Origin of the sequence: Chamaesiphon sp. OTE_8_metabat_110 (assembly GCF_031382685.1) — a bacterium.
Classification (GTDB): Bacteria; Cyanobacteriota; Cyanobacteriia; order Cyanobacteriales; family Chamaesiphonaceae; genus Chamaesiphon.
Genome location: NZ_JANMZA010000325.1, coordinates 1 through 9314, shown reverse-complemented (window position 1 = coordinate 9314; position 9314 = coordinate 1). Strand labels below are relative to the sequence as shown.

Genomic DNA, 9314 nt, shown 5'->3' with positions numbered 1-9314 from the left:
GTGTATTAGTTAGGACTTGACTCGCTCCTCGTCGGCAGATCTACTAGTTGAAATGATGTGAATATCAACATTTTTGAGCAAGCGGAGGATCTGTTGAGTCAGCGAACCTTTCCAGAAGATCTGCCACCGCGAGTTTTGACTTTCACCCATGACTATTTGGGTGATTCGGTACTGTTGGGCGGTTTGGGCGATCGCTTTGATGATATTGTATTCGCGCACTTGAATAAACTCACCGCCAAATTCTTGACAGAGCCGTTCGCAGGTAGCGATATGCAGGCTCTCAGCTTTAGTTAAAAATCGATCGGGTTCGTTGACATATAGTACATAGAATCGAGCGTGCATGTAGTTGGCAACTCGCGCCCCGCGCCGGAGGAGTTGCACGGTATTAGGATATGTCGAGATACATACCAGCACTCGTTCGTGAATGTTGCAAGATGCTGGTACGAGGGCATCGCCCTTGGATTGCTGAGTATCCTCGATGTTGTCGGCGACTTCTCGGAGTGCTAACTCTCGCAATGCTGCTAGATTACGCCGCTGGAAGAAATTATTGAGAGAACTGTCGATCTTTTCTGGGGCGTAAATTTTGCCGTCTCGTAGGCGTTCTTGGAGTGTTTCTGGCGTGACATCTACAACGACAACCTCATCAGCGGCTTCGAGAATGCGATCGGGAATCCGTTCGCGCACGACAATTCCGGTGAGCTGCGCCACGGTATCGTTGAGGCTCTCTAAATGTTGGATATTCACAGTGGAATAGACATCAACTCCGGCGACGAGGAGCTGTTCGACATCTTGGTAGCGTTTTTCGTGCTCGGAACCAGGGATATTAGTATGGGCGAGTTCGTCTACTAAAACTAGTTGCGGTTGGCGATGGAGGATCGCTGGTACGTCCATTTCTGTCAGCGTAGCATCTTGCCAGACAATTTGTTTGCGGGAAACTTGTTCGAGTCCGATCGCTTTAGCCTTGGTTTCCGCACGGTTGTGGGTTTCGAGTAAACCGACAACGACATCGATGCCTTCGGCGCGCAGTCGATGTCCCTCTTCGAGCATTCGGTAAGTTTTACCGACACCCGGACTCATCCCGATAAAAATTTTGTGTTTGCCACGACGATAGATTTGCATGAAACAGTGGATAGTGAATAGTGAATAGTGGATAGTGGATTAACGTAATGTATCTAGGGCGAGGTTGAGTTTTAAGACATTTACGCCGGGTTCGCCGAAGATGCCGAGGAAGCGAGAGTCGGTATTTTGGACGATGAGGATTTGGACTCGATCGGTTGTAACTTTGCGGGCACTGGCGACGCGTTGAACTTGCGCTGTGGCGGCTTCAGGTGTGATGTGGGGGTCGAGGCTGGAACCGGAGGTGTAGAGGAGGTCGGCTGTGGGTTTGATGCCTGCTTGGCGGAGTCTGGGGAGGTCTCCGGCGATCGCTTTTTTGGGATCGGGGTCGGTTTTGCCGTTGATGCGATCGAGTAAGGCGGGGTTGCTGGGGGCGAGGTTGCTGGCTCCAGAGACTCCGGTTTTGAGGATGCCTGCGGTGTCTTTTTTGGGATCGGCGGTGCTGTAGCTGGTGCTGCTGGGGCGACTGTTGAAGTAGCGGTCGCTGGTGAAGGTTTGTCCGATGAGGGCGGAGCCGACGATTTGACCCTGGGCGTTTTTGAGGAGGCTGCCGTTGGCTGGGGCGGAGAAGGCTACTTGGGAGATAGCGAGCATGGCGAAGGGGTAGATGACTGCGACGAGGAGCCAGAGGACGAGGGTGGCGCGGATGGCTTTACCGATTTCGCGGGCGGGATTCATGGTTGTTTATGGGGGTTTGGTGGGGTGAAATTTGGAGGTTGTGGGTATGAGGCGGAGCGGTAAATGTCAGATATTAGTGGGTTGTGGGTTTGAGGCGGGGCGGCAAATGTTAGATGTTAGTGGGTTGTGGGTTTGAGGCGGGGCGGTAAATGTTGGATGTTAGTGGGTTGTGGGTAGGAAGCGGGGCGGCAAATGTTAGATATTAGTGGGTTTCGATTTTTCTGGCGGAGGCAGAACCCGGATCTGGGGGTTCCGACCCCCAGCCCCCCCGTTGAAAGGCGGGACGCCGCCTCTCAAACTCTCCTGCGTATGGTTCGATCTGTGTGCTAGCGTGGTGAACTTTGTAGATCTGTAGGTTGGGTTGCGGATGCGCGCTCGTCGGGTTTCCCGACGGTTTAGCGCACCAAGCAGAAGAATGAAACCCAACATGCTCACTCCCATCTCCCATCCCCCATCCCCCATCTACCATCTACCATCTCCCATCTCCCATCTCCCATCTCCCATCTCCTCTAAAATCTTTCTGGTTGAAACATGACAACAAATAGATATGCCGACAGAGCTACCGTACCTAAGCCTAAGATGCACAGGGCGTAGATTTGGGGGCGGGAGAAGGTGTCGCCTGTGGCGGCGAAGGCGGCGGAGGCGAGGACGACGTTGAAGCAGAGGGAGAGGAACAAATAGGTGGGATATTTGCGGCGACTCCAGGCTTGCCAGAGCTGGGCTAGCTCTGCGGAAATGATGCTGCGGTTCATATTTGGTTAGGAGAAGGGGAGCAGTACATCGATGATTTTGATGGCGATGAAGGGGGCGATGACGCCGCCTAAGCCGTAGATGAGGATGTTGCGTTGGAGCAATTGGTCGGCGGTGAGGGGGCGAAATTTGACGCCGTTGAGGGCAAGCGGAATCAGGGCGGGGATGATGAGAGCGTTGTAGATTAGGGCGGCGAGGATGGCTGACTGGGGGCTTTTGAGTCCCATAATATTGAGCGAGCCGATGCCAGCGGCGGCGAAGATCGTGGGGATAATCGCGAAGTATTTGGCGATGTCATTGGCGATCGAGAATGTAGTCAGGGCACCACGGGTGATCAGGAGCTGTTTGCCGATCGCGACTAGATCGATTAGTTTGGTGGGATCGGAGTCGAGATCGACCATGTTGGCGGCTTCTTTGGCGGCTTGGGTGCCGGAGTTCATCGCGACGCCGACGTTGGCTTGGGCGAGGGCGGGGGCATCGTTGGTGCCGTCTCCAGTCATGGCGACGAGTTTACCCTGGGACTGTTCGCGCTTGATGACATCGATTTTGTCTTCGGGGGTGGCTTCGGCGATGAAGTCATCGACGCCTGCTTCTTGAGCGATGACGGAGGCGGTAATTCGGTTGTCGCCAGTAAGCATGATGGTGCGGACACCCATGCGGCGGAGTTGGTCGAATCGTTCTTTGAGTCCGGGTTTGACGATATCTTTGAGATAAATTACGCCGTATAAGTCCCCATTTTGACAGATTCCCAAGGGGGTACCGCCGAGTTTGGAGACGCGCTCGTAAGCGGCATCGAATTCGTCGGGAATGTTGCCACCGCGCGATCGGACGAAGCCGCGAATGGCATCGATCGCGCCTTTACGAACTTCAATCCCGTCGGGAAAATCGGTACCGCTCATCCGGGTACGGGCGGAGAATTCAATCCCTTCAGCGCGGGTACGATCGAACATGAGTGTCGCGCCCAATTTTTCAGCGAGTTGGACGATCGATTTACCTTCGGGGGTTTCGTCAAATAAGCTCCCAGCCAGGGCAATGGCGGCAACTTCAGTCAGGGAATGACCGTTGACGGGAATAAATTCATCGGCTAAACGGTTGCCCAGGGTGATCGTCCCGGTTTTGTCGAGAATTAAGGTATTTACGTCGCCACAGGCTTCTACAGCCCGTCCAGAGGTGGCGATGACGTTAAATTGGGAGACGCGATTCATCCCGGCAATCCCGATCGCGCTGAGTAGTCCGCCGATAGTAGTGGGAATTAGGGCGACTAAGAGCGAGATGAGAATCGCGATCGTAATGGGGGTATTGACGTAGTTGGCGAGTGGGGAGAGAGTCGCGACGACAATTAAGAATACTTGGGTGAGGACGGCGAGAAATACCGTCAGGGCGATTTCGTTGGGGGTTTTGGCGCGTTTGGCACCTTCTACGAGGGCGATCATCCGATCGATGAAGCCTTGTCCGGGATCGGCAGTAATCCTAATCGTCAATTCGTCGGATACGACGCGCGTCCCGCCTGTGACGGAGCTGGCGATGTCAGTACCGGGTTGTTTTAATACTGGTGCGGATTCTCCGGTAATTGCTGATTCGTCTACGGAAGCTACCCCGGCTGTGACTTCCCCATCGGCGGGAATCATCTCGCCGATGGCGACTTTGACGAGATCGCCTTTGCGGAGGGCGGTGGAACTCACTTCCCCAATCGTCCCATCGGGTAAGACTTTGCGAGCGGGGGTATCCGCACGACTCGATCGCAGGGAGTCGGCTTGAGCTTTACCGCGCCCTTCGGCGACGGCTTCGGCAAAGTTCGCAAATATGACTGTGAAAAATAAAATGAACGTAATTAAGCCATTCAGCAGCCGCTGTTGACCGAGATCGGCTTTGACTGTGCCGAATAAGTTCGGATCGATCGTCACTAGCAAGGTGACGATCGTGCCTACCCAGACGATGAACATCACGGGATTACCGACGGCGGTACGCGGATCGAGTTTGATAAAAGCATCGCGGACGGCGCGTTGATATAGCCCTTGCAGCGAAGCTTTGGGAGTCTGGCGGCGTTCGCGAGAACCTTCAATGTTTGCTTGTGGTTTAGCGGAATTGGGAGTCATATATTAGCAAAGATGCGAAATCTAATTTCCGATCGTCGATAAGCAGTTTGAGCGCACAGTAAAAGGTAAACGGGAAAACTTTCTGGCGTTGCTGATTTAAGGTATGATTTGCTCTTCAGTCCCGCCCTCGCCTCCGGCTCTGGCTCCCCTCCCCCAAGCTTGGGTGTGGGGTTGGGGGTGAGGGCAAGATCTATGCTTCATACCCCAATTCAGCAACGCCAACTTTCTTTACCCATTACCCCTTACCGCCTAACAAAAAGCCTTCCGCGATCGGCCCTAGTGCCAGGATGGGAAAGAAAGTTAGTGCGCCCATAATTACAATTACGCCAGCGGTAACTCCGGTAAACAGGACGGTATCGGTACGCAATGTACCTGTCGTAAACGGTACGGGTTGTTTGCGGGACATCCCTTCAGCAAGCAGTAATAGAGACACGATCGGGACATAGCGACCGCCGAGCAGACTGACTGAGGTACTTAGATTCCACCACAAGGCGCTGGGTGCGGGTTGGCTGTCGGCTAATCCTTCAAAACCGGAGCCATTATTCGCTGCTGCGGAGGCATACTCATACATTACTTGCGCGAGTCCGTGAAAACCTGGATTGCTAATGCCAGCCAGGAGATCGGGAAATGCTAAAGCGATCGCACCCGGAATCAACACGAAAATCGGATGCACTAGCAATAGCAAAAAGCTAGTTAATACCACTTCATTTTTTTCAATCTTGCGTCCCAAAAATTCCGGGGTGCGTCCGACCATCAATCCGGTGACAAATACTGCCAAAATCAGGTAGGAGAATAAATAAGCTGTCCCCGTTCCCTGACCGCCCCAAATGATTTGGAGGAACAGATCGGATAGTAAAACAAAGCCACCTGTGGGCATAAAGGAGTCGTGCATCGAGTTGACTGCACCCGTCATCGTCCCCGTAGTAGTTACCGCATACAGCGCCGACTGCGCCCAGCCGAAGCGGACTTCTTTGCCCTCTAAATTGGGCTGTGTGCTGCCCAAAATCGAGTTAACGAGGGGGTTGCCGTTATACTCGCCGATCGCGGTGATGATGATAAATGCGACGTAGATGATAAACACCATCCCAAAGACCAACCAAGCTTGTTTGCGATTGTCCGCAATGACGCCATAGGTATAAATCATCGAGGTGGGAATGGAGATCATCGCTAGTGTCTGAATCAGATTAGAAAATCCATTGGGATTCTCAAATGGATGTGCGGAGTTAATTGCAAAAAATCCGCCGCCGTTTTCACCTAATTGTTTGATAATCTCAAAGTGAGCGACTGGCCCGATCGCGATCGCTTGCCGCAGATTTGGATCTTCTAAGGTCGGCACCAAAATTGGCCCTGAGAGAGTTTCGGGGACTCCTGACGCTACCAGTAAGAGTGTGCCGATGATACTAATCGGCAACAGAATCCGCGTAATCGCCTGAGTCAGATCGACATAAAAATTACCCAAGGGTCTACCCGTCAAACCGCGAATAAAAGCGATCGCGACGGCAATCCCCGTTCCGGCTGAGGTAAAGAACATAAACCCCAATCCCAACATCTGCGAAAAGTAACTATAAGTAGTTTCGCCTGAATAATGCTGCTGATTGGTATTGGTAATAAAGGAAATCGTCGTATGTAAGGCTGTATCCCAAGTCGGTGCCCCTAATCCAGTGGGGTTGAGTGGGAGTAAGCCCTGCAACATTAGGATGGAAAATAGCAATATTGCCATTGCCAAGTTGCTATATAAGATCGAGCGAGCGTACTGCCAGCCTGTCATCTGAGTTTGAATATTCACACCACTCAAACTATAAATCAGTCCTTCGACAGGCTGTAAAACTCGGTCGAGGATGGTGCGTTGTCCGAGATAAACTCGGGCGATATAGCCACCAAATAGCGGCGTAATTGCCACAATAATCGCTAACGTGATGCCAATCTGAATCCATCCCTGTAGCATGGGTTAATCTTCCTTAATTATGTCGGCGATCGTCAGCGATCGCGAAAGCATCGACCGTGTTTTTAATTCGCTGTTGTTGCTCTACTTATTACGATCGTGACACAGATTTAATTCGTTGAAAAGGTATATCTTCTGTTTAGCATTAGTCAATCTAGCTGCTGCTATATATCTTGCCTTGCTGGTATTGTCTCATTTGCAACTTGTTTAGTTTTTGTTTAGATGATTAATTTCAGCATTCCAATTCAGACAATTAAATTTTATTTCAAAACATTTACCTAGACAGCTATTTATGTATGCTAATTTACAACTAAATTAGATCGAAAATCTATCTTTAGATAGATAGCTAAATGGCAAGTATTCATGCTGTCGATCGAACTGCGATGACGATCGTCAATTAGCCACCCAATTTCTAGAGCGCTTTATCGCTACACTAAATAAATCGCAATTTGAAGGAAGTGTGTGATGCCACCATGGACTCGTGCTGAAAACGTTGCCCCCACGACTAATTTACTAGCGACATTCGATTGGCAGCTCGATCTCAAGAATTTATCGTTATTCTGGACGACGATCGGCTTATTTGCACTGGTATTTACGCTAGAGATCTTGACGCCACCCGACTATGTGATGGGGTATCTCTATATCAGTCCGATTTTATTTGCCAAGCCTCATCTCAGCCGCCGCACGACGCTACTAATTACCGCACTGGCGGTAGTGTTGACACTGCTGAATATTTGGGTTCCAGGTCATCATCGAGAGATTCATCCGGCGATGGTGGCAAATCGCCTGATTACTGTACTAGCAACGATCGTGACGGGGATCTTGAGCGATCGCAATCGGCACATTCAACAAGCTTTAGTACAACAGCAAGCTAAATTGCAAATTCAAGAAAAACTTGCGAGTTTGCGCGAAGATTTTGCCTCCACTCTCACGCACGACTTAAAAACGCCAATTTTAGGCGCGATCGAAACCCTCAAAGCCTTCGATCGCGAGCAATTTGGCAGCGTCCACCCCCAACAAAAGAGCGTCCTCAATACCATCATCCGCAGCCATCAAACCAGCTTGAAGCTACTGGAAACACTCTTGGATGTCTATCGCAACGATCTCGAAGGACTCAAGCTCGACTGCCGTCCGCTCGATCTGGCCAAGTTAGCCGAATCGACAGCCGCAGAGTTGTTCGATCTTGCCGCCAGTCGCCGGGTGCATCTGTCCCTAACTTATGGTGACTCAGATTTTCGGCAATTCATGTGGGTAAATGGCGATGCCTTACAGTTACAGCGGGTGTTCGCCAACCTGTTAACTAATGCCATCAATCACTCGCCACGCGGGGCGAAAGTGGAAGTGGAATTGGGCGATCGAGCAGGCGATTGCGTCGTCAAGATCTTAGATACTGGTGCGGGGATTCAACCAGATGAAATGCCCCATTTATTTGAGAGGTTTTATCAAGGTTCGAGCGATCGCCAAGCCAGCGGATCGGGGCTGGGATTGTATCTGGCGCGGCAAATTGTCGAAGCACACGACGGGACGATTTGGGCACAAAATCGCGTTCCTCAAGGTGCGAGCTTTGGGTTTCGGCTGCGGGCGATCGGCCATCCCACCACCCGATAGACCAGATCGATCGTGGTAATATTGCATTGTGGAGTTTGCTTTCCTCAAGTATGCTAAGATGCCGCTCGATCGCTTGAAAATTCTGCTAGTAGAAGATGATGAATTGTTTCGCCTGGGCTTACAAGTCCGCTTGCAACGCGAGTCGGGGATCGAGCTATTAGTAGAAGCCGAAGATGGTGAAACCGCACTCGATCTTGCCAAGCAACAACTCTTCGATCTGGTGCTCCTCGATATCGGCTTACCCGGATTGGGGGGATTGGAAACCTGTCGGCAACTCAAACAACACTATCCCAAACTGCCAATTTTGGTCTTAACATCGCGCCATGAAACTGCGCTCATCTCTCGGCTAGTTGCCGCTGGAGCGCAAGGTTATTGCCTCAAGGGGGTAGCCGCCGAAACGCTAGTTTTAGCCATGCGATCGGTCATTGCTGGCGCATCCTGGTGGGATGCCACTGCCACCGCTGAGATTCATACGCTGTTTCAAAATAATCCTACTGACGCACTGGCTATAGCAGTAGAACCGCTCACCAAACGCGAACGTGAAATTCTCAACCTGATTGCCACCGACAAAACCGACCGCGAAATCGCTGAAATCTTGTACATTACCCCTGGGACAGTCCGCGTCCACGTCCACACGATTTTACACAAATTAGGCGCAACCGATCGCAAACAAGCCGTCTCGATCGCCACTCACAACAAGCTCCTCGATCTCTAAAGGCTTCGAGTGAGATCGATTTAATCGGTGTTTGAACCATTGCCGGATATGACGATCGTTTATGAGTATTATCCGCCAAATTTAGCGATCGAGCTAGCTCTAGTTTATCCGCATCCCTTCATCCTCTAAACTGGTAATGCTACATACATAGCGATTGGGTTATTTTTGCTATCCCTCTGCGTTTTTATTACAACAAACTATGTTTTTGAACGATACCCTGACTTTATGGAATGCTGCCAGCGCACCGCCACTATTGGCGACAGTAGCAGCAGAATACTCGCCAATTATTCTGTCGGGAGTCTTACTAACGCTAGTGACGATCTTTATCGCCAGTAAAATTGGCTCGGAAGTAGCCAATCGACTAGATTTTCCGCCAGTGTTAGGGGAATTGGTGGCAGGTGTAATTGTG

Annotated in this window: 7 protein-coding genes and 1 pseudogene; 3 read left to right on the top strand and 5 right to left on the bottom strand. The window is 51.1% G+C overall.

Annotated elements, in window-relative coordinates; genetic code table 11:
- Window positions 1–9 precede the first annotated feature (9 nt).
- The 5 genes from RMO52_RS12060 to kdpA all read right to left on the bottom strand — a co-directional run bounded on the left by RMO52_RS12060 (window position 10) and on the right by kdpA (window position 6585).
- On the bottom strand, window positions 10–1119 hold the full coding sequence (locus RMO52_RS12060) for a sensor histidine kinase KdpD (RefSeq protein ID WP_310414424.1): 1110 nt from the start codon (window positions 1117–1119) through the stop codon (window positions 10–12).
- A gap of 39 nt (window positions 1120–1158) precedes the next feature.
- On the bottom strand, window positions 1159–1794 hold the full coding sequence (gene kdpC, locus RMO52_RS12055) for a K(+)-transporting ATPase subunit C (protein ID WP_310414422.1): 636 nt from the start codon (window positions 1792–1794) through the stop codon (window positions 1159–1161).
- Between the two features lie 509 nt (window positions 1795–2303).
- Window positions 2304–2546, bottom strand: coding sequence for a potassium-transporting ATPase subunit F (locus tag RMO52_RS12050; RefSeq protein WP_309743621.1), 243 nt, complete (start codon window positions 2544–2546; stop codon window positions 2304–2306).
- A 6-nt stretch (window positions 2547–2552) separates the two neighbouring features.
- Window positions 2553–4640: a potassium-transporting ATPase subunit KdpB gene (gene kdpB / locus RMO52_RS12045; protein WP_310414418.1), complete on the bottom strand. Its 2088-nt coding sequence runs from the start codon at window positions 4638–4640 to the stop codon at window positions 2553–2555.
- A gap of 235 nt (window positions 4641–4875) precedes the next feature.
- Entirely contained in the window at window positions 4876–6585 is a 1710-nt protein-coding gene (kdpA, locus tag RMO52_RS12040) for a potassium-transporting ATPase subunit KdpA (protein ID WP_310414415.1), read from the bottom strand.
- A 462-nt stretch (window positions 6586–7047) separates the two neighbouring features.
- Here kdpA and RMO52_RS12035 point away from each other — a divergent pair, with 462 nt between their 5' ends.
- The 3 genes and pseudogenes from RMO52_RS12035 to RMO52_RS12025 form a co-directional block, all read left to right on the top strand.
- Window positions 7048–8190: a HAMP domain-containing sensor histidine kinase gene (locus RMO52_RS12035; protein ID WP_310414413.1), complete on the top strand. Its 1143-nt coding sequence runs from the start codon at window positions 7048–7050 to the stop codon at window positions 8188–8190.
- 58 nt (window positions 8191–8248) lie between these two features.
- On the top strand, window positions 8249–8905 hold the full coding sequence (locus RMO52_RS12030; RefSeq protein ID WP_310414427.1) for a response regulator transcription factor: 657 nt from the start codon (window positions 8249–8251) through the stop codon (window positions 8903–8905).
- 199 nt (window positions 8906–9104) lie between these two features.
- Window positions 9105–9314: pseudogene (locus RMO52_RS12025) on the top strand (cation:proton antiporter); the annotation flags it as partial.